Origin of the sequence: Natrinema salsiterrestre (genome assembly GCF_029502005.1) — an archaeon.
Classification (GTDB): domain Archaea; phylum Halobacteriota; class Halobacteria; order Halobacteriales; family Natrialbaceae; genus Natrinema; species Natrinema salsiterrestre.
This window is the reverse complement of record NZ_JAMQOT010000010.1, coordinates 49,955-70,875: the sequence shown is the minus strand read 5'-3', so window position 1 is coordinate 70,875 and position 20,921 is coordinate 49,955. Positions and strand designations below refer to the sequence as shown.

General features: G+C 54.5%; 15 protein-coding genes and 5 pseudogenes. 3 read left to right on the top strand and 17 right to left on the bottom strand.

Features of this window, described 5'->3' with window-relative positions; genetic code table 11:
• Nucleotides 1-79: 79 nt before the first annotated feature.
• From NDI89_RS20465 to NDI89_RS20390, 17 genes and pseudogenes are all read right to left on the bottom strand, one after another.
• Entirely contained in the window at nucleotides 80-1,645 is a 1,566-nt protein-coding gene (locus NDI89_RS20465; RefSeq protein WP_277524413.1) for an ATP-binding protein, read from the bottom strand.
• Complete coding sequence (locus NDI89_RS20460) at nucleotides 1,645-2,883, bottom strand: tRNA-guanine transglycosylase (RefSeq protein WP_277524411.1); 1,239 nt, start codon at nucleotides 2,881-2,883, stop codon at nucleotides 1,645-1,647. The genes NDI89_RS20465 and NDI89_RS20460 overlap by 1 nt, the downstream gene beginning before the upstream one ends.
• The gene (locus NDI89_RS20455; protein WP_345781983.1) at nucleotides 2,883-3,344 is read right to left on the bottom strand and encodes a DUF6884 domain-containing protein; all 462 of its coding nucleotides are present in this window, start codon (nucleotides 3,342-3,344) and stop codon (nucleotides 2,883-2,885) included. Before NDI89_RS20455 ends, NDI89_RS20460 begins: the two co-directional genes overlap by 1 nt.
• A gap of 489 nt (nucleotides 3,345-3,833) precedes the next feature.
• Complete coding sequence (locus tag NDI89_RS20450; RefSeq protein WP_277524407.1) at nucleotides 3,834-4,052, bottom strand: HalOD1 output domain-containing protein; 219 nt, start codon at nucleotides 4,050-4,052, stop codon at nucleotides 3,834-3,836.
• Complete coding sequence (locus NDI89_RS20445; protein ID WP_277524465.1) at nucleotides 4,045-4,983, bottom strand: ImmA/IrrE family metallo-endopeptidase; 939 nt, start codon at nucleotides 4,981-4,983, stop codon at nucleotides 4,045-4,047. The genes NDI89_RS20450 and NDI89_RS20445 overlap by 8 nt, the downstream gene beginning before the upstream one ends.
• Nucleotides 4,984-5,100: 117 nt before the next feature.
• Nucleotides 5,101-6,027 carry a transcription initiation factor IIB gene (locus tag NDI89_RS20440; protein ID WP_277524405.1) on the bottom strand — a complete coding sequence of 309 codons (927 nt, stop codon included), beginning with the start codon at nucleotides 6,025-6,027 and terminating at the stop codon, nucleotides 5,101-5,103.
• Nucleotides 6,028-6,537: 510 nt separating this feature from the next.
• A pseudogene (locus tag NDI89_RS20435) lies at nucleotides 6,538-6,804 on the bottom strand (DUF8160 family protein); the annotation flags it as partial.
• 105 nt (nucleotides 6,805-6,909) lie between these two features.
• On the bottom strand, nucleotides 6,910-9,231 hold the full coding sequence (locus tag NDI89_RS20430; RefSeq protein WP_277524401.1) for a DUF262 domain-containing protein: 2,322 nt from the start codon (nucleotides 9,229-9,231) through the stop codon (nucleotides 6,910-6,912).
• Nucleotides 9,232-9,414: 183 nt separating this feature from the next.
• Nucleotides 9,415-9,666: a hypothetical protein gene (locus NDI89_RS20425; RefSeq protein WP_277524399.1), complete on the bottom strand. Its 252-nt coding sequence runs from the start codon at nucleotides 9,664-9,666 to the stop codon at nucleotides 9,415-9,417.
• Between the two features lie 300 nt (nucleotides 9,667-9,966).
• Complete coding sequence (locus tag NDI89_RS24095; protein WP_425607772.1) at nucleotides 9,967-10,071, bottom strand: hypothetical protein; 105 nt, start codon at nucleotides 10,069-10,071, stop codon at nucleotides 9,967-9,969.
• Nucleotides 10,034-10,333 (bottom strand): annotated as a pseudogene (locus NDI89_RS20420) (DUF7567 family protein); the annotation flags it as partial. The pseudogene NDI89_RS20420 and the gene NDI89_RS24095, both read right to left, overlap by 38 nt.
• Nucleotides 10,334-10,479: 146 nt before the next feature.
• Nucleotides 10,480-10,714: pseudogene (locus NDI89_RS20415) on the bottom strand (IS6 family transposase); the annotation flags it as partial.
• An 84-nt stretch (nucleotides 10,715-10,798) separates the two neighbouring features.
• Nucleotides 10,799-13,234, bottom strand: a complete 2,436-nt coding sequence (locus tag NDI89_RS20410) for a DEAD/DEAH box helicase (protein ID WP_277524397.1) — start codon at nucleotides 13,232-13,234, stop codon at nucleotides 10,799-10,801.
• Between the two features lie 3 nt (nucleotides 13,235-13,237).
• On the bottom strand, nucleotides 13,238-14,677 hold the full coding sequence (locus NDI89_RS20405; protein WP_277524395.1) for a ribonuclease H-like domain-containing protein: 1,440 nt from the start codon (nucleotides 14,675-14,677) through the stop codon (nucleotides 13,238-13,240).
• Between the two features lie 98 nt (nucleotides 14,678-14,775).
• Complete coding sequence (locus tag NDI89_RS20400) at nucleotides 14,776-15,618, bottom strand: hypothetical protein (RefSeq protein WP_277524393.1); 843 nt, start codon at nucleotides 15,616-15,618, stop codon at nucleotides 14,776-14,778.
• A gap of 422 nt (nucleotides 15,619-16,040) precedes the next feature.
• Nucleotides 16,041-16,922, bottom strand: a pseudogene (locus NDI89_RS20395) (biosurfactant protein 1).
• Between the two features lie 94 nt (nucleotides 16,923-17,016).
• Nucleotides 17,017-17,943 (bottom strand): annotated as a pseudogene (locus NDI89_RS20390) (transcription initiation factor IIB).
• A gap of 269 nt (nucleotides 17,944-18,212) precedes the next feature.
• Between NDI89_RS20390 and NDI89_RS20385 the strand changes: the two are divergent.
• The 3 genes from NDI89_RS20385 to NDI89_RS20375 are packed head-to-tail and all read left to right on the top strand — an operon-like array spanning nucleotide 18,213 to nucleotide 20,903.
• Nucleotides 18,213-18,740 (top strand): hypothetical protein, encoded by a 528-nt coding sequence (locus NDI89_RS20385; protein ID WP_277524391.1) that lies wholly within the window; start codon nucleotides 18,213-18,215, stop codon nucleotides 18,738-18,740.
• Nucleotides 18,727-20,442 (top strand): hypothetical protein, encoded by a 1,716-nt coding sequence (locus tag NDI89_RS20380; protein ID WP_277524389.1) that lies wholly within the window; start codon nucleotides 18,727-18,729, stop codon nucleotides 20,440-20,442. Before NDI89_RS20385 ends, NDI89_RS20380 begins: the two co-directional genes overlap by 14 nt.
• Nucleotides 20,439-20,903, top strand: coding sequence for a hypothetical protein (locus NDI89_RS20375; protein ID WP_277524386.1), 465 nt, complete (start codon nucleotides 20,439-20,441; stop codon nucleotides 20,901-20,903). The genes NDI89_RS20380 and NDI89_RS20375 overlap by 4 nt, the downstream gene beginning before the upstream one ends.
• Nucleotides 20,904-20,921: the final 18 nt, after the last annotated feature.

Below are 20,921 nucleotides of genomic sequence, written 5' to 3'. Positions count from 1 at the left end.
CTCGGTCGTTCCTCTGGCCTCGTACCAGAGACCAGACGAAGCCACGGGCCACTACACCCGTAGTACTGCTCCTGTAGAATCAGTCGCTGATGACAGCTTGTTGGGTCACTTTATCCGACTCTTGATTTAGGCAGAGAATTTCGATGAAAGACTGTCCATCATCTCCGTAGACGAGTCCATTATTCTCGAGTTGGAATTCAACCTCGTCACCGAGATAGCCCATTCGTTCGTACTCACGTAGCGTCGTGGGATCACCATACTCCCAGCAGATGATGAGATCAACTTCCTCGAATGTGAGATCATCTTCGAAGTGATCCGTCAGCGAACGATGTACAGCTGCGTTTCTGAGTTTACCACCTTGTCTCACTATTGCGTGAACGTCTGCGTTGGGGTCGAAATCCTCGACAGTGATCGTTGAAGCACCCGATTTACCGTCGGCACGCTCGAGTGCGAGCAACACCTCCGTCCGGTTGGTTGGTTCGAGCGCTTTTCCTGATTCGATGCGCTCTCGTCGGTCTTTCAACGAGCTTCGACGGTTTCGAGCACGACGTTTAATTTCGGCATCTCTTCGAGTCTCGAGGTACTCCTTGAACCATGGATCCTGAGCGACTTTGGAGAGATAATATTCGGCCTCCTCTGTAAGCCGCTGGTACACAGGACTGGATTTGTTCCGGATAGACTCCCGGTTCGCTGAGAGCTCGATGTCCTGGCAGTTGACGACGAAAAAGAAGTGAAGGAACTCGTTGTCGTGCGAGATGGCCTCGTTCACCCGCTCGACTTTGATATGATCTTTCGCCAGCCAGACGCCGAACTGTGCGGAGTGTTTCCCGTAGGTTGGTAGCTCGTTTCGAGCGGCCTTTCCACCGACCATGCCGACGATTTGTAGCGTCGTCGTCCCGCCTTCGTATTCTATCTCGATTTCGGTCGGGTTGTAGTGCTTGCACATCCGTTCGGCTGGGAACTCGGACGAGTGATCCGGCTCGAGTCGTTCATCAGGGAATTCGAACCGGGTCGTCGTTTCGAGCTTTGGTCTGGAGTCGTCGATTTCGTCGCCCAGCTTTACGGTGATGTTCATCTCCCGATCCTCGTCGTCGAACAGGTATGCTGTTGAGCCGGCAATCGTCTTCCACTTCAGATAGTGTTCAATCTTTTTATACGTGAGTGATTCCGGATCGAACCCCTGCCCGGATCGGAAGTTTCGGATTCGAATTCTCGTGCCTGAGTTCCCCCCTCTAACGGGAGTTTCGGTCACCTCATACTGTGGGAGCTCTCTTTGATTGAGCTTCTTCCAAGGTTCGTCCATCTCTGCACGGAGATTCGCATCATCAGAAGCAGTATTGACGACGATGCGATCACTCTTATAGAAGATTTTCGTACCGTGGCCCTTGTACCCGATCGAATCCGTCTTTCGTGAGTTCCCCAAGTCGAAAAATGACTCCAGGTCGCGCTGATTCATCCCGTCGCCGTCGTCATCGATAATGATATCAGACCCCATCTCACGGCTTCTGATTTCAATTTCGACGTTCGAAGCGTTTGCGTCGTATGCGTTCGATAGTGATTCTCGGATTACCTCGAGTGGATCTTCAAAATCGCTGGCAATCTCAAGAAATTCATTTACTTCGTTGACTTTTGGATTCTTTCTCATTAGAAGTACCCTCCGAGCGAATGGTTGACAACTCGATGCGCGTGTTCTCTTGTTGGCTTATCTTGTGCCACGGTTGATTCGATGTACTCAATTAGTGGTTCCGTCTCACCGCATCTGACTCGGTCACGTATTTCGAAGATTGAACGTTTCTGAATTATTAAGTTATGCATCGCAACTGCTCCCAGCATATCTTTTTGGTATGGTGCATCTCCTAGCATCCACTCTTTCAAGTATTCTGACGAACAGACTGTACAGTCACATTGTTCAGGATCCGCTTCGGAGACGTCTACTGTCTCCATCAGCGACGTACAATACCCACCGTTTATCGCAGTTTGAAGATATGTTGATGAGTCGAAGGTATCTACTCCGAGTGCGACGAGAAGTGGAATTGCTCGGCTCGAGATTCCAAGAACATGAAGCGGTAATTCCTCAAATCCCCAATCTTCGAGAACGGCACGACAGTCAATAACGGCATCAATCAGCGCGTTCCGATCATCTTTCTTCGGAACAAGACTTCCAAGGGCGATTCCATCAAAAGCCGATCGAAGCGTTTCAGCGCTAGTATAGCGAGTGATTTCAGTAAGGAACTCATCCATCATCGAATAGTTATATCCGTGAAGTGTCAAGTATCGGGCCCCACGAAAATCAGATGAAAGTTCAAGGAACTTCGCGATGTTCTTTCCAGTTTGTTGGGCTTTTTCGATACGTTGGTTATGCGTATCGTCAGGCGAAATCGGTCGGTCAAGATTGACAATTATATCTGCACCCATCTTCTGCTGGATCTCATAGACTTTCTCTTGGTCTATTTCAATTTGGAAGTTGCTTCCATCAAGCTCATCACTACTGAGGAATTTGAACCCCCCAGAATCAATAAATAATATGCCAGAAAAGGGAGAGAACACATCACGCTCTTTGATTGGCTGCGACACATAATCGTCATACCTTTCTCTGGTAATATTGTAGTCGGTCAGTGACGAAACGGACGTCATTACTCCATCAAAGAACTTGGAATAATCACCTCCGTTAATCCGCTCATGGCCGATCATGAATTCCTTGACAGTCCGATGAATTCCACCCCCGTAGTTGCTATTTATTGTTCCCCCTCCGTAGAAATTCAGCACAGGGAAGAGGTTAGGGGTTTCAATTACTGTATCTCTGATTGATAATGACCCTGCTCGAGCATCTCCAGCCGTCGAAGTCACCTCGAAATCGATGGATGGTATAACTGATTCGGACATTAGTTCACCTTCATAATACCGGATTCATCTCCTCTCAAGAATTTTTTCAGCGATTGGCCTTTTAACCCAAGCCCATCACCAATAATCTCGTATATGTCAACAGACAGACCATCATCGAATCCATTTATCGCCTTCCGGTATTCCTTTCCAGCATTGATGATAATTCGGTTATAGCCTTCGTGTGATATGTAATTTCGAAGTTCTTCTCTCATTGTTGATCCAATTTCCATTGCTCGTTCAGAGTTCATCTTGCGATCATAAGCGGTTATCTTTTCATCAGACTTGATAAATCCATATTTTGCAGACAGAATACCCACATCAATGTTTGAATTTACCGTCTCTTCTCTTCTCGACTTTTTTATGATTTTGAAGAAGTATCCCGAGTACAATTCCATAGCAGAAATGGGCTCATCTGTCTGTTTTTTAGACTTTGAGCAAGATTGAATAAGTAGCGTCGACATGCTCTTATCCCTGATCGTTGGTGCACTTGTATATAGTTGATGGTGAGTCATGGACTTCGAACTGCTATTTGGGTTGATGATGAGTACTCCGTCTAGCTCTGATACTGATATCCCACTCGAGTTCTGATGATTTCAGTTCCTGACCTACTATGTGAATTTACTTTATCACCTCACTCTTATGGGGTGAATAAAAACGATATACTAGTCTAGTAAGAATCCACACAATCTAATGATAGAAATATTCAAGCTGGCAAAAAGTGGACGATAATAGCTTTCACTTGAGAGATTGCAATCCGCCTGTCAGCTGTCATCGTCACGATCTCAGCGGTCAATAGCTGACTGGCTGGCATCGAGTCAGTCGTCTGGTTCGTAGCGAACTCCGAGAACGTCGCATGTTCTGTCGTAGTCGACCGGTCTGGCACCACACAAACTGCACCGAGCGGTTACTGGGAATTGGACTGACTGTTAGTCTGACTCGGCGAACTCCCGTTACGACACCTTGATTACGGCGACATCGGATCGTGTTACTATTACACGGAGCTCACCAATCGAGAACCAAATCTCGAGATCAGTGTGTGGGCCCGTTGAGTCTACAAGTCGCTCGAGGGCTTCGACATCAATCACCTGTTGGAGTTGGTACTCGTCCCGGTCAAGGCCTTGTTCTTCGAGTGCATTGATGATCTCGACCAGGAGCGGTCGATCACTCATCGTCGGTCACCATGTTGACGACGTCGATGATCTCTTGGGCAGTCGAACTGATCCGCTCAAGCCGGTCGAAGATCACCTCTGGCTCGTCACCTTCCCATGCAGCCAGATAGAACGCCGACCCGCTCGTATCTATCCCGAAGTACCGTCCGACGATGTAGCTGACTGCCTCTGCCTCGAGTTCGCGTTTCGAGCGCTCGGTCTTGTCGTCGGTCTCATTGTGTAAGAGTGCATGCGCGTATTCGTGGACGAGTGTCACAGCGATATCGGCACTGTTCTCACGATCGCGAATCTCGATTAGTGGTTGCTCTGCAGGAGACCGATACTGACAGACGCCCTTGGCATCGCCGTGAGTCCACTCCGGTTGGGAGACGACCGCCACATCCACAGTGAGTGACGGGGCTGCCTCGAGAAGCGCTGGAAGTAGTTCATCGGCATCTCCAGTCGCTTCGGTCTCGAGCTCGGGCAGTGGTTCTCCCTCAGTCTGGGAAATATCGAACACTGGTGCTGGGCGAAACCCGACAAGACCTTTCGACCACTCTTCAGGTGGCGTCTCATCGTATTCACAGTCGCTTCGCTCGTGGTATGATGGAGAGTTCTCACAGTCGGGACACTGCTTCGCGATGATCGGTGCCCAGATCCAGATTGCGCTCTCGCCTTCCGACACATGTCGATTGAACTCGTTTTGCCACGTCCGATAGCCGGCAACGCGAGTCGCATGCGGACACTGCCGGTTGATCAGGAGCGTATTTCGGTAGGAATAATCGTGGAAACGACTCTGCACATCGAGCCACTTCTTGAACTGCTCACTCGAGGCTGCGTCGTCGACTTCGTCGACGAGGTCTTTGGCCCACGCTTCCATCGTGCTATGCATCTCATCGCGTCTGGTGTCCGAGTCTTCGAAGGACACCTGCGAACAGTCGCTCGTAGTCATTGGTTTCGATGACGGACGCTCAATTTTGAGAACGCCCCTCACCCCTCAGGGGGTGAAAAAACCTACACGAGTCACCGTTCGAGCGGAGTCTCGCTGCCTTCATCCCGTCCTTCTTTCTTAGCAGGCGTCGAGCTCGAGTAGCTCGTCCCGTCGGTTTCGAAGTGTATTCGGCGATGTTCCTGCAGTATCGGCGATCTGGTGCTGTGTGAGACACAATCCAGCTCGCTCGGCAGCAAGATACAAACACCCCGCTGCGACGCCACTCGGCCGACGGCCAATCGTGAGTCCAGCTTCACTCGCCTGCTGTGCGAGCTCAACTGCCCGTCGACGGACTCGGTCCGGAACCTTGAGCTCCGTCGCTAGTTTTGGAATCCGATCGATCACCGATATCGGTTGTGTCGGTAACTCGAGGTCGATGTTCATCGCGTCGTAGGCGTTGGTGAGTCTCCCCTGATCACAGCGAGCACTGGCAGTGATTTCTGCCCGTGATCGCCCGAGCCCGTTACATCGAGTTGCTGCATAGACACTGGCTGCGGCTACCGCCTCGAGCGATCGACCGTGACAGAGCCCCTCGGATTGGGCCTGTCGGAAGAGCGCGCATGCCTGATCACGGATACTCTTCGCTAGACCGAGATGAGCGACGATCCGCCTGGCCTCACCGAGCCCATACGCGAGGTTTCGTTCCGCTTTCGACTGCCACTGTGCACGGGACTGTTCGCGACGCAGCCGATTCAGCTGCCGTCGTTTCTGACTCGAGAGCGTGGTTCCGTTCCCATCACAGTGATAGCCGATTTCGGTGGACAGACCCCGATCGTGACGCGTCGGCGTCAGTGGTGCGCCAGTTCGTTTCTTCGATTCCTGTCCGTCGCTCCGCCCCCAATCGGGCCTTCGATCGAGTTGGTTCTCCTCGAGGATGAGTCCACAGTCCTCACAGGTCATTTCACGGCCGGTTTGTCGGATACTACCACCACAATCTGGACACTCAGTTGTAGTCGTCTGGACGTCTTCGTCGAACGCCGTCGTATAGATGTTACTCGTTGCCATCGTTGACTCCGAAGGGACAGCGGAACAGCCCCTTCACCCCTTCTGGGGCGATAAACATCGCTGAGCATCGGGATAGATCCATGTCGTGACTGTCGCTGGTCTCGAGAGAGAGAGAGCACTTTGTTAACCAACGAGGCTTACTCATACCCGCCGTTGTTGGTTAATCTGCGGCCGTCTCTACGCTACTCGAGAAATATGCGATTGAAGCCTGAGTGACACCAGCCAGTCGCTTTACAGTCTTCCAAGACGAGCAGAAACGACTGCGCTTCGTCGACGATCGTATTGAGAGGGAGATCTTGTGTGATGCCGCCAATATGCGTGAAATGAATCAGAATAGTCGGGTGGTGACGACGGATAACAACCACATGTACTCCAACCGTGAACGAATAGACGCGATACTCGGATTGATCATCGTGTTCATCAAGGATGAGTTCAGCGAGGCGACGCTTCCCTCATCGCCTGACACGGAGTGATGTATAGAATTGTGCTTGCGCTTTGTTTTGCGCGGCGTCACTTCTCGCCGAGTTCCGAAAGCCGAGCCTGAATTTTCTCAGCATCCACATCAGAGAGCCCCTCAACACCGAACTGGACGAGTAGCGGGTAGAAGTGGCGGTTCTTCTTGAATTCGTCTTGGCCCGCCTTTCGGAGCTTTAGCTGCGACTTGAGGTAGGTATCCTCCATTTCGTTGAAGACATCGTCGGGAATCTAGATCGTCCGCTCGTTCCACTCGTCCTTGATGTTTGTCTTCGTTTTGCTCGTTTCGCTCGTTTCTATCGTTTCAGCAAAGGTGGTCGCCACCTTCTGTGAGGATGGCAGAGCTGAATAGGATAGTCAGTTGAGTAGGCTTCTACAGGTGCTCGCAAAGCCGACTTCTCAAAGGGGTCAAAGCGACCGGACGGACAGACGTTTCTCGAACTCTTGGTCAGTCTTCTCTCGAATTTCTTGGCGTACCTCATCTTGGTCGAATTCAATCCCGAATTCGTTTTCAAACGAATCGAACCCTAGCGTCGTCAGAATATCCAGCAGGAGCTCGATTCGTCGATCCTGCAGGGTCTCATAAGTCCAGAAGGAATTGAAATACGCCACTACATCGGCGTCCATATTCGAAACATCACCGCCATCGTGCTGCTCACGGAGTTTGTCGAGGAATTCGCGATCGACGTTGCCATATTCGGCCGTGAAATACCGATTGGGGTAGATACTCGCGAACCCGTCGATCTCGGAGTAGTACTGCGTCATCTTCTCGGCGAGTGGTCGGTTGCTCGCTCCGATATTATCGGTATCGCGGAGCAAGAGGAAGTTCCCGATATCGTCGATGAACCCCTGCGTGATGAACTCCGAGATGTTGTCTTTCAGTCGCTCCTCCTCTTCATCGAGATCCGAGCGCTGCACCAGCTCGATATAGCGCTCGATCTCTGACGCAATCTCGATATCCGGCTCCGAATCGAGTTTGAAAAACTCGCGAAGCCACGTAGGGTCTTCTGGGTCGCTGACGGGAGTCTGCGGTAGGACGTGTTCGAGATGGATGTTCCCCATATTCAGGTCTCGCTCGACGGCACGACTACCGTCGTCGAAGTAATCCTGGGCGATCTTTCCGAAGAGCAGTCGCGCCGTTCCAGTACTCCAGGACTGCGTCTGAACGACCGTATCGATGAACCGGTCGCCGAACAGCGTCGGCGTAGAGGAACGCATCTCGGTGATGAGATACTCTCGAGAGGCCTCGTACACACTGTCTGGAGTCCCATCCGCGGTTGGTGCGAGGTTGAACTCTTCGACGGCCTCGATGAACACCTCGCGGAAAATACTCGGTCGTTCAGAAATGAGGAGGCGGCGCAGGTTGAGTTTCTCGATGGTCTCTAATACGCGATAGAACTGTGCTGCATCACGTTCCGATTCAGGATTGGTGTGATAGTAGAGCGCCAAGACGAACGGCCGCCACTGGTCCATCTGTTGGTTATTGAGGCGAACAAGGATTTCCCGACACTGCTCTCGGTGACTGGCTAACTCAAGGTCCTCAGCGGCGAGCTCCGTGGTTGTGATATCTTGATAGTAGTCGACGAGGTCGTGCGCGTAGTCGAGGAAGGCCTTCGCTTCATCGAGATTCCGGAGGCGCGGGACGACATCCGAGTCGATGTTCCGCGTGTCGAAGGCGTTGGTCAGTTCAGCGCTCGCATCACCAATCCTGTCGATGCCATCGTCGACGATACTCAGATAGATCGAGAGGTAGTCGTCGATGGCATTACCATCGGTTGCAAACGCTACTACGATGTCTTCCCACTTGTCGACGTACTCGTCTTTCACGTCGGTATCGAAGAAGGCGTTCACGACTGCGGCCCTGATACGGTCGATTTTCGTCAGATCGACGCCACGGTCATTTAAAATCTCGAAAATCTGCATCCGGAAGTCCGATTCCGCCTCTCGAATCAGGTACTCCCCGACATGGTAGGAGTTGTAGACGTAATTGAGGATGTTCACAAGCGCTCGCACCGTCTCGTCCGGCGTCTCGGCGTCGGCGATGACGTCGCTGATCTTCTTGTCGTAGAACTCGTAAGCGTTCAACAACCGCCGATGTGACCGGTATAGTTTGAAGAACGCCCCCATTGAGAGAGAGTCCGTATCTAAGTCTGCGAGTTCATCGTCCGTGATGCCGAACCGGTCCAGACATTCCGAGACTTGCACCGCGTCGCTGTTGTTCCCGTGAATGCTGAAGTCCGCTTCATTTTTGAGGTAGTCCACCTGGGCGGACGGCCCCATCATGAGGGCTTTGAAAAATTCAGCGTCGTGTTTGTTCAGCGTGAGTCGGGGCTCACGTTTCCCGAATGATTCCTCCACATAGAGGATATCGGTGATTCGCCCGATCCCATAGTCCCGGAACTCCGCGAGGGTATCGTCCTCGATAGAAGCTGGATCAACGTCCTCGAGGTGCTCCATAAGGACGCGCAACAGCAGGTGTGTCGTCGTCAGCCGCTGTTGGCCGTCGATGACCTCGTACACCTGTTTGTCGTCGTTGACCGCGAAGTACATCGAGCTGAAGAACACGTCAGACACCTCGCGTCGGTCAGCGACCAGGTCGGCAGTAACGAACTGCTCGATGTCCGACCAATACTGTTCGTGGTGGATGTTCTTCCACGAGTACAGTCGCTGGTACTCTGGTACGTTGAACTTCTGATCGGTGAGAACTTCCCCTAGAGTCCGTTTCTCCATCTCGAAGTTCTCGGCCGTAATCGGCCGAACTACTTTCCCATCACCGACATTCCTGGTATCGAGATCTCTGCCATCGTAGTCGATGTATTTATCATACAAATCGTCAGCCTCGTCCGACATTATTGACTGCTGTTTGTAGTCCTTCCATTTACCGTTGTGGGCGGGTTTCCGGGCCGAGTCAGGTCAACCCAGAAGGTTAGCGAGTTCGTGGAGGTTCTCTTTGAGATTACGCTCGAACTCGGTAGAGCCGGTAATAAACTCGCCGGCGTCGCGGTTTTCCTTATACTTTTCCAACGAAAGAGCGAGCTCCCCGCTCGGGGTTGGAACGAGCTTGAAGATAACTGAAGTGCTCTGTAATCCGGTTTCCAGCCATGCCTTTTCGATATTTGCCCATTCGCCAGCGGAGGTATCTGCTGAATCCACCTCGTAAGCCAAGCTGTGAACCTTCCCCCGACTCCGAGAGTGTCCAGTCTGAACCGGAGCGAGAACATGTTCAGTACCGCCAATTGCGACGGTCGCTGACCCCCACTTGGAGTGCGAGCAGATCCGAATGGGGCCACGGGTCGTCGGCGAGGACTTCGAAACGCTCGTCTATCCAGTCGACGACGGCGCTTACTACCAGACGACGTTCGCCTACTGGCGGCAGCTGCTCGCAGCTCGCGAGTCGGTCGACGTACTCGAGCTACGGCCGCGTCGGCCACTCCCCGGCTCGGTACAACGTGCCCGGTCGGGCAATCATCGACGAGTCGAACTCTCCACGCTCCACAGGTTCCCAGCCCCATCCGACTCCGGACTCCACCAGTCGACCTCGTAGGCGCCCGGTGCGCCCAGGATCTTCACGCGCGCAGACCCATTCAGGCAGGTCGCGGCGCAGTTTCTCGTCGACGTGGAGGTTCCGGGTCGTGTCGGTATCGAAGCAGGCGAGCACAGCCACCTCGTAGCCGCGTGTCTCTCGGGACTTTTGGAGTTCGACCTGGGTGTTGCAGTTCTTGCAGAACACCCCCTCGAAGGGAATGTGGGTGAACACCTCCTGTCCGCAGACGGGGCAGCAGAGGAGCTCGAACAGTGCCTCACTGTGTCGGTCAAGTACTTCGAGACCCATTGGTTGACTAACCCGGCCGTACCGGGCCACCACCTCGTGCCCGGCCGAAGAACAGCGCCCAGCACTCACCCACTCACCGCTCGGCGCCGTAGACGATGCGTGAGGGGCATCATACCCACAGTCAGTCGTACCAACGCTGGGCTTTCTCTCGTCTGCTGACTCTCGCCAACGTTATCAGAGACGGGATGAACCCACTGACAGATTGCTTGGGTGAGCGTTTTACGCCGAATAATCGGAGAATTTCTTTCATTTTTCGAAGCGAACAGCCGGTCGCGTGGAGCCAGACGGCAACGCTCGTCAGGGCGCTGCCGTCCGATCACGTCCCCAAAATTCAACATTCGCCGTGCTCAACGTTTCTTTGAGAAGTTCTGGATCGAGCAAGACACTAAATCTACGAACTGCTCGCTTCTCAAACTGGCTTAATTAGACAGTGCCGCCGGAGAAATCCAGTCGGGGGTGGTAAACTCAGTCAGATGTGGTTGTCTCGACTTGATTGATCGCTTTTCCGAGAAGACTCACCGCGGCTGGACGGTGGAGTGGTTCGTTTTGATTCCCGCATTGACTGCTCATCAGGCATGCGGGGCAGCCAACGTCACGCCCGCAGTCACAGTCATCGATCCGTTCAAGAGTGCGCTGGGCTACTGCTTCAAAATTCTCGTAGATACTGTGGGCGAATCCAATTCCACCTTCGACGGCATCGTGGATGAACCAGACCGCGCTACCGACTTCTGAATGGTATAGGGTGGATAACCCGCCCATGTCGCTGTTGTCCAACCGGAGCTCTAGCGGAGCCATTTTGATCATGCCGTGCTCGCCGCCGTGAAGACCACCGGTGATCGTGTATTCTTCTTCTCCCATCGATGCGAACTCGGACCCCTCGTCTGGCTGCAGGTATGAAATCGATGGGATCTCTTGGAGCGTCTGATTGATTGCTTGGTCTGGGAAGGCGATCCACATGAGTTGTGTTCGGAGGTAGATGGGATCCAAGTCGATGGGGACGAGCGGTTCAACGACTTCGCCGGTGTGGATGTTGAGGACGTTATAGGCGCTGTAATTGATGTGAACGGTCCCCATGCCGGCACAGAGCTGGTACCCGTTGCCGAGGTCGTACGAGCGGTCGATCTCTAAGTCAGTGATTTGCTTGTCGTGAATTGCTTGCGTATAGTTTGAAGAGTGTGATTCTTCAACGGTGACGTACGGGTGGATACGGTCTTCTACCACCTCTTGAACCTCGTACTGGTCGCCATCGTGGAGGACCAACGCTCCAGGGTAGAACTCCCGGTAGACGCGTTCTTTATCGAGGGGTTCCATGTCGATGTCGCCGTCTTCCTGCCGGACTTTGTACTGTTCGTCTGTAGTGGCGTACATCGAGATGTCGCTTTGCGGGCGGGCGGACCCGTTGTACTGCGCCCCACGGTCCAGATCACCCACCATCTGTCCTGCTGCCTGCCACATGTCGATGGCGCGTGCGAGTCGGTCTTCTAACCCGAACCATTCCGCGTCGGCCTCCGTGAGCGGGCGTTCAGACGCAGCGCAGAGGACATGCTTGGCATAGACTGGATTGTTTGAGAGATCGACGACGGCGTCCTCCACGTTTTCTTCGAGGACGTACTCTGGGTTGTCCAGGATATACTGGTCGATGGCGTCGGATTGCGGGACGTATACAGACAGGGAGTCTGTGGTTCCGCGGCCGGCGCGGCCGATCCGTTGCCAGAAGGATTGCCGGGTGCCGGGGTAGCCTGCGAGTACAGTGGCGTCCATCGATCCGATGTCGATCCCAAGTTCTAAGGCGCTCGTCGAGATGACGCCGTCGAGATCGCTGCTGCTCAGCTTGTTCTCGACGGCACGGCGTTTCCGTTTACTGAGCCCTGCGTGGTACGGGTCGATGTCGACGTAGCTGCTTTCTGGATGGTTTCGGGCGGCTTCGATCGCGCGTTTGACGCCGATTTCTGTGCCTTGCCGTGAGTCGGTGAACATCAGCGTCTGGACGTCGTTTTTTGCGAGGTGAACGAGGGCACCTGCGGCTTCATCGTCGGCGTTCCGTCGCATCGATGGGAGGATTTCGTCTTCGCCAAGTTCGTCGACGGGCCCGTCTGTTTCTTGAAGTGGTGGTTCCCAGAACGCGATTTCGCGGCGGCCATGCGGACTGCCGTCATCGTCGATGACTTGGAAGTCAGTCCCGGTCAGGAGTTCAGAGTGCTCGCGGGGGTTCCCGATGGTGGCTGTTGAGCAGACGAACTGCGGGTCGGAGCCGTAGTGGTCGAGTAGCCGTCGGAGTCGACGGATGACCCACGCAACGTGCATTCCGTGAACGCCAGTGTACGTGTGGCACTCATCAACGGCGACGAGTTCGCAGTTCTGGAAGACATCTCGCCATTTCATATGGGACTCCAGATACTGGTTCATCCCGGCAAAGTTCGAGATGACGACATCGACGCGGTCCCTGATGAGTTTCTTCCGGTCGTCTTTAGTGTCGCCGTCGTACGTTTCGGCGAAGGCATCAATGCCGAGTTTGTTGAATAGGTCGTTGATCGCGCGTTCTTGATCTGCGCTCAGTGCTTTCGTCGGGTATAGGAAGAGTGCACGGGCGTCCGGGTTCTGCAGTTTCCGAAGGCAGAAGTACAGCGTGTAAATCCATGTCTTCCCGGAAGACGTCGACGTCGAGACGGTGACGTTGTTTCCGGCCTGTAACTCCTGAATTGCTGCCGCCTGATGGCTGTAGAGGTCGTGTTCGAGTGGCTCGGCGAGTGTATCGGGGAGTACGTCGGTGGCCGAGACCCTGTCTGCCTCCCTCGGTGGGTCTGTAATCGTGTCGACCAGCTGGCCTTCATACTCGGGGAACGTGTCTTCGAGTGTGTCAGTGTTCAGGACCGTGTCGAGTGATGGGGTGGTGTTGCTCATTGGTTAGAAATCGTTGAGTGTTCCTTGTGACGTGGTGTCTTCGGTCGCCGAAGTCGATCTGCGGTTGGTTGTCGTCATGCGTCGTGTCGCTGTTGCGACCCGGTCATAGATGTGTGCGAGTGCGCGAACGTCGTCCTCGCAGTACCGTTTGTGCCGCTCCCAGTCCAGCTCAGTAGCAGGGCAAGGGTTCGCAGCGTATCGTTGGAATAGCCGGCCAACCTCAGCGCCCGTTAGGCCAGTGTCAAGTGGTTCCCATCCCAGTGCCGGCGCGACGTCGTCCAGTTTGTTCGTTAATCCGGGGAGGAGGGCGTTGTTCTTTCTGACCGCCCAGTCGTAGAGGTCGAATCGGTGAGTGCTCTCCCAGAAGTCGAGGTATTGTGGGCAGTGCTCGTCGATGTGTTCGTGGATGACCGGGAAATCGAAGTTCCACCCATTGTAGGCGACGATCGGCCGGTTGTTCCCGTGTTCGGATAGCCACGAGAGGAACTCCTCAAGAGCCGTTGCTGGCTGCGTCGGGTCCGTCTCAATAAACGGCATATACCGGTCGTCCTGTGACGGGATGTAGACGCCGATGAGCCAGATAATCGTTGGGTTGAGGCCATCAGTCTCGATGTCAATGAAGATCGGGTCTTTCTCTGGAAGGCTTGCTCCAGGTGCTTTCCGGATCTCGCCGTGTTCGATTACTTGCGCGGATTCAATTGCGGTTCTTGCCGTTTGCTGCCCGAGATTTGCTAGCTTGGAGATTTCGTGGACAGAGGCCGATTCGAGGTCCTGACGGGATTGAATACCGGCCTCGTTGAGCGTGGCTGCTCGTGACCGGCCGACTTGGTCAACGGCTTGAAGTCCGAATGCACTCAGCTTGCGTGTCTTTTCCCCGACGACACCGCCCGCCTGCAGTTCGAAGTGTGCGACGCCGGCGCCGCTGGCCCCTTGCTGTTTGTTTGCGCCGGGCATTACACCTTGAACATCAATACCTTCCCACTCTGCGCGGTACTTCGGGTTCGCTTCAACCGTGAGGTGCGTAAACGCGTCGACGGCATCGTGCTTGTCGAACGGTGCTCGATACTCCGCAAGGCCATCGAGATGGGCTTCCAAGTCGATCAGGTCGACGGAGACACGCAACTGGTCGGAGAGAATAAAGCACTCCGGGCGGTCCTCTAGTACTCCGGTCTGTGTTAATTGGATGGCTTCCTCAAGTTCGGCCGGAGTCGAGGCCCAGACCAACCGTGTATCGTCATCGCACGCGATCTGCGTGGCCCGCCCACGGGCCAGCGGTTGAGTCATTACCTCTACGGAATCTTCGAGAGTAGCATTGAGAAACGGTTCGTGGACCTGATCCGGGGTAAAGACGACCTCAGAGTCAAAGTAGTGGACAATGTCTTTGAGTTGGGTCCTCTCACACTGTTCTATCGTCGGCTCAGGAAGGACAGTGAGGCCGATCATGGACGTCCTCCGATTGCTGTCGCCCGAAGTGGCCATTTCCGTGGTCGCCTTCGGCTGTGCATCATTTGGACTATCAGCGTCTGGATATTCATCAGTGATCACCCGCGGTGGTCCCCTTCGGCGAGTGCTAAGTCGCACTGTGGCTGGAAGCGACAACTCGCACATTGCTTCCAGTGATTCGCACCGTCAGGGTCGTCGCCGTCGTCTCGCCAGAATGCGGCGTACGCCCGGAGTTGCTTCCCTCGTTCACTGTCCCGTTCGTACGTGATCGGATGGCGCCGAATGTTTGGGTGTAGTGAGGAGTTTTGGTCAAGTTGAACGGTGATGTCGTCACCGTCTTCGGCGGCGAGCAGAAGTTGTGCTCTGCTCACTTCGACAGCGTCGAACTTCGACTGAGGGTACTTGAGGTAGCGAATCGAAAGGTCTGAGACGTCGAACCCGATTCGGTCCAACAAGTTGCCGTGACACCACAACAGAAACTCCTCGTTTGAGAAGAGTCGCTCCGTGTACGGTTCTTTGGTGACGCCGCGGACGAGCGTCAGCTGGGATGGTTGACTCTCGGTGAACCGGAGAAACATCGGTCGTCCGACTACCACCATGTTCACGAATTCGTGTGCGAAGGGCGGGTAGATCAGTGAGACATCCCCGGACTGGATGTCATCCCATGCGTCTGCGAGCGTGTACTCATTATCGGTTGAAGTCGTTGTTTCGGCGAGTTCGCTGTGTTGTTCTCGTCCTCGAACGAGACGTGCTGGGAGTGACTCTTCGTCCCAGTCGCTGCCACGTTGGAACCGGGCTTTCTGCTCACAGTAGTGCTGTGTCTCGAGCATGCTGAGCGGGATAATCCGCTCTGCATCGTCGCCTGATAACGCGTCGAACAGGGACAACTGGTCTTGAGCGATTTCCGAGGGCTCTGTTATGTGCGCCTTGCTCCCAGACATGCTACATCATTGACCCGCATATACCATAGGGCTCCTCATTTTGCATAACCTCCCGCTGTACAGCGATCATGGTAAAAATATTGACCATTCATTTAAGTATCCCGCGCGGTCCATGAGATACGAGCAATCCCGTGAACTATACGCAAATCCTCTCAGTACTCCTACTATTCTCGTTCCGCTTCAAGGCTTGCTTTGACCTCCTCAGTCAGCTCTTCGAAGATCGCGTCGAACTCCACCGGCTGCTCGTTGATGAACGTCGCGAGCATGTCGAAGGACGTGATCTCTTATTCGAACGCAGGGTAATCGGCTGTCGCTGGCTCGATTTGGTGTATTGACTCCAGATCGTCGCAGGAGCTCACAGTATTAACCAACAAAGCTCGGAGACCATGCAAGATGTTGGTTAATCGACATCCAACCCTGTGCTACTCGAGACTGGGTCCGTAGCGAGCCGAGCCACACACCCGGCACTCCCAGATCGGTTGTCCCGTCCACGCCTCATCTGGGATTGATTCATGGGTCTTGAACCGGTGGTCGGTTGCCCGTCCACAGTTTTGACAGTCGAGTTCCAGAGTCGCCGGCACCGCCGACATCTGGCGATCAGCCCCAGCTTCGCCAGTAGATTCGGTCAGCGCCATCGCTGGAACCAGCCACACCGCGTCGTCGGCGTCGTCGAGGACCTCAGTGAGCCGTGACGCGTCGCGGATGCCGTCCCCACGCTGGTCGTAGAGCCGCGTCGGGGTCTGCTCCCGACGCTCCGACGCTCCCTGCCCGTGCCACCCAGCCCGGTCACGGGCGGCACTAAGAAGCCGTTCTCCCGCCGCTGCCGACACCTGTACCGCGTCGGGGAGTGAGGGCTATTGTTCGGCCAACTGGCGCGCCGACGCCTCATCGAGATCGTAGATGAGCGTGTAGTCGTCGACAGCCGGCTCCGCCTCGTTGGCGGAGAGGAGGTTCGCAGCGGCGCCGCCCTTCGCCACGGCGCCGTAGAACGTGGTCGACTCGACGACCAGGTGAACGATGCCGAGAAACGTCGTCGACGCTGTCTCGTTCGTGCTAGTGGCGTCACTTCCGAGATGGTTGGTGAGACAGAACCGGCATTTTGTCTGGCCGTCTGGGACTGACGCCCCACAGGACTGGCACTCGCCATCGGTTACCGTCGGCGCATCAGGGTAGCCACCAGTACTCGTCGCGACGCGTTGCCGCCGGGGGTCTCCCTCACACCCGTCATCCAGCCTCGTGTCCGGAATGTGGGACGCCTCGCCGGTCGGCCGCAGTTCCTCAAAGTCGGAGTAACGACCGTTCATAGAGCAGTCTACAGAGAACATGGCTCGTCTTCGTGTTTAAATCGTAGCGTGGATAGAACGATGTGCAGTACAGACGGAGAGACCGTGATCTGCCTCAGGCGACCTGTTCCTCCAACGTATCTCGGTGTGTCCAGACGGTCGCCTTCGAGGCGTTCGCCACGTCCGCGGCCTCGGATTGCGTCAACCATCGGCCCTGCTCGCGACCGGCCTTGTAGAGGCAGGCCGCGGCGAACCCGGCCGGATAGACGCCCGTCGTGACGCCGCGCTCTTCTGCCTGCTCAGCGAGCGTTCGGGCCCGCTGTCGGATCTCATCCGGGCACTCGAGGTTCGAGGCGAGGCGCGGCACGAACATGCTGGGTGAGACGGGCTCAGCGGGAAGGCTCAGCTCTTCGTTCAGCGTTTTGTACGCGTTCGTGACCCGTGGCTCCGCGACGCGGGCCATCTCGCTGATGTCGTCCACTAACCGAGAGAGGCCGTTACACCGGCAGGCTCCGTAGACGCTGGCCGCAGCAATGGCCTCGATGGATCTGCCACGAAGCAGATCCTCGTTCTGGGCGCTCCGGAAGAGCTGACACGCCTGGTCGCGGACCGAATCGGAGATCTCGAGGGCACTCGCTAACCGACGCACTTCGCCCAGTCCGTGGGCGAGATTCCGTTCCGATTCCAACCGCCAGCGACCCCGGGTCTACTCTCGGCGAATTCGCGCGAGTCGCCGCCGCTTCTTCCCAGAGAGTTAGTTTCCTTTCGCGTCGGTGCCGCGACCGATTTCCGTCGACAGGCCGGGATCGTGGCGAGCCGCAGCAAGTGGGGCACCCGTTCGTTCACATTCCTCGTCGTCGTACGCCCGCCACTCCGGCCCGTGATCGATTCGCTGTTCGTCGATGACCAGCCCACAGTCCTCGCAGACCGTTTCGACCGCGTTCGTCGTGACTCGTCCGCCGCACTCGGGACATTTGTTCGCGCTCGATTCCGTTCGGACGTCTTCGTCGAAGCCAGTTTCGTAGATGTCTCTGGATGCCATCGTTCTCACCGTATTTCGGGAACCCGCCAGTACAGCGAGCCACTCACCCCTTGAGGGGCTAATAAAAACTACCGCAGTACGGATATTCTGATAAGAGATTATGAAATCTAGACAGCTGAGTTATGACCGTTTCTTCCCGTACAACGGAGTAGGAACAACGGATAGGTAGGCGTTCTATACATACGAACTATTAGTAAGCTTAATAGATTTGCCTGCCAACCACCACACACTTTATTGCCTGTGACATTGTTTGACGGAACAGTGTCACAATGGGGCTTACTTCTCAGATAAAGAACGGTGGATGGGGGGCACTGGCGATATACGTGTACTCCCTCCTCGTCTTGCTATACTGGGATATTCCTCTAATTTCGACAGATCGGATAGCACTTGTGGCAGCTACCGTTCCGGCTCTAGCCGTGATGTTCACAGTCGTTGTTGCTAATGATTGGCTCAACGACTTCTGGGCAGGAGGGAATCTGAAGCGATCCACAGCAACCATTCTGAGGATTACCGGAGAAAACGATTTCTTTGACTCCGCCCAGCAAGAGGTGAAAGACGCAATAGATGACTTCGACGAGAAGGGCTATAGCCATCACGTCTCCATTCTAGCCGGAATTCTTCTCGCAATCACAGTACCAATCACAGGATATGTGATCGGCAAGTTTGTGGGCCTGTTTATCGGCGTCGGGCTTGCCGCCATCATATTACGTGTGTTCTCTGTCCGGTCGTTTCGTGAACTGAACCAGCTTGCAAAACAGATGTCTGTCCCCTACGAGGAAAACTATGAAAATCAGTAGACTCGAAATCGAGAACTTCGCAATCGATGAGAGCCCAACAATCGCCGAAGAGACGATTTCCGGCGATGACTTGTTGTTGTCCGGCGGAAACAGATCCGGAAAGACGTTGACATTTAACGCCATCCTTTACGCGTTGTACGGACGGTCTGGAACGTTCGGAGTCACGTCCGGTCAACACAGTACGGTGAACGTCCACTTCGATAACACAGATGCAGTGCTACGGGATCAGAAACATACATACGAACACGATGGTCAATCTCTCAATGCCGGTGAAGGGGTGAGATCATACATCGGACCAGAGGAGGATGTTCGCCTCCAGTTTATCACCGCAAATCCGGCAAACCAGCCGATCAGCGCACACTCTGGGGAGGATCTGCTGAATCGAATTAGGTCGCTCCTCAGCGCGGAGAATCAGATAAAAATCGAACGCCATCGCCGTGCAAAACACGACCTAGACCACCTTCGAGAGATTCGAAGACGTGGAGAAGAGAAACCGAGTATCAGGCAACTGGAAGAGAACCTGAATTCTCTTCCCATCTCTAGAACGCAGAACCGGATTGAAGAGATCGAAGAGCTCAAAGAACTGGTTGAGTCGGGGGAGATTGAGAGTATCAGCGCTCGGCTTCAAGCGAAAGACGAGGTTGCAGAGCGACTTGACGGACTCTATGACCGGCGACGGTTCCTTGAGGACCAACTCAAACAAAAACGGCGGGAACTCAGTGACACGTCCAGATATACGCAGAAGGTCAATGACCTCATCATTGATGCCATTCAGGAATTTACCTGCCCCGTGTGTGGACGGCTGGTTGAAGAAAAAAAGGCACGGAACCGCCTCCCGAACAGGTGCCCTCAGTGTGGACGTAACCGTGATCTCAGCGAACTCCGGGAGCAGCTTCGAGAGAAGGTAGATAGTGCAGACGACCGGATTGAGTCTCTGAAAGAGGAGATCGGAGACCTAGAGGAAGAACTCTCGGAAGTTAAGGCTGAAATTACCGAACTCACGGAATCCGAGCCCGAACTACATGACCTCAACCAGTTCGTCAGGACTGCACTCAAGCAGGCAGAACACGATATCGACCAACTTCAGGAAAGGACTAATGCTGAACTTACGCAGAAGCGAGAGGACCTAGAGGAGTTCAAATCTCAGAAAGAAGAGCTCGGTACGCAACTCGAAAACCGCCAAGAGCTCATCAACGCTATTGATGAATCGATATCTGCTGCAGAGGCTCAGATAGAGGAACTGGAGCAAGAAGCATTCGAAGAGATTCGAGAAACCTTCACAGACCGACTTTCGGAGGTTTACCAAGAAATCGCACCAGATCTCGGCACTGAAGTCGGTCTCACACCGGATGGGGAACTAGAGTTCCCGGGGACGGGGTCTGAGGGCATCCGTCCTTATGACCGGCTCAGCAGTGGCGAGAAGCGGTTGGTCAATCTTGCATTCGGGCTCACTGTAGCGCAGTTTGCCCAAGAAAATAAGGATGCCCACAACTGGCAGGTGTTAGTGCTTGACGAACCACTCACGAACCTTGAATCAGACATTCAGGACGCCGCAGCTCGGTATCTTCGAGATGTGGAGATCCAGTGCATCATGACGTCTCCGCTTGATCGGATTCAATCACACTTCCAAGATGATCAGTCACAGATCATCCAGTTGGGTCGAATCAGCACTGAAGCGGCGACCCTCGATGAATACCTATGAGCGACGAGGATCATCACCCAGAGTTGCTCCTCCTGCACGAGACCGGGGGGGAGATCGAAGGCCGAGGGAAGTATCATAAACTGCTAGATCGATATCGGCGTGAACCCGGGGAGACTGACGTCGATACTGTCCTCAAAGACCGAGGCCCATTTGACGAAGGACTCTCGCGAACGATTAAGCGATACATCGACATGGGAATCGTCGAGGCTGATGAAGAGGGCCAGTCCCGTGATATTGAAGAAACGGAGAAGGGAGAGCGATACGTAAGTGGATTCGAACGTACCAAGTCCTATCTGGATGATTCGTTCCAGAGTACGCGCGACCGAGTTCGGAAAGTTGCCTCGGAGTATGGCAGCAAGAGCATGAACGAACTAGTGCAGGAACCAGACGTGCAGGAGGATAAGCAGCGGTCGCTTGGGACTCGACTACCGGGAGATACTGACTCTGGGGAACAGGAATAACAGCTCCCTGAAAACGAA